The organism is Pseudomonas sp. SIMBA_068 (assembly GCF_046534705.1).
Classification (GTDB): domain Bacteria; phylum Pseudomonadota; class Gammaproteobacteria; order Pseudomonadales; family Pseudomonadaceae; genus Aquipseudomonas; species Aquipseudomonas putida.
In genome coordinates this window covers 1-242 of sequence record NZ_JAWRYI010001437.1, presented here as the reverse complement: position 1 = coordinate 242, position 242 = coordinate 1, and the positions used below count along the sequence as shown (strand labels likewise).

Annotated in this window: 1 protein-coding gene; it reads right to left on the bottom strand. The window is 51.7% G+C overall.

Annotated elements, in window-relative coordinates; translation table 11 throughout:
• The coding region (locus SB756_RS34380) for a DUF445 family protein (RefSeq protein WP_410913793.1) at nucleotides 1-242 on the bottom strand (242 nt) is incomplete at both ends.

Below are 242 nucleotides of genomic sequence, written 5' to 3'. Positions count from 1 at the left end.
CCGTATCGCTGATGTGGCGCGTCAGGAATGCGGAAAACTCAGGCGCGACGCGGTGCGCGGCTTGTTCAAGATGACCATTTAACGACGCCCGCAAGGCATCATCGGCAATTAACGTTTCGCCAAACCATTGACCCGCTCGTGCGATGCGTTCTTTCACACGAGAATCTTCACTGTTGATATCCACTTTCAGCCATTCCCGTAAATCCCCCCACAATTCACTGAGATAGCGATTAAAAGCTTCA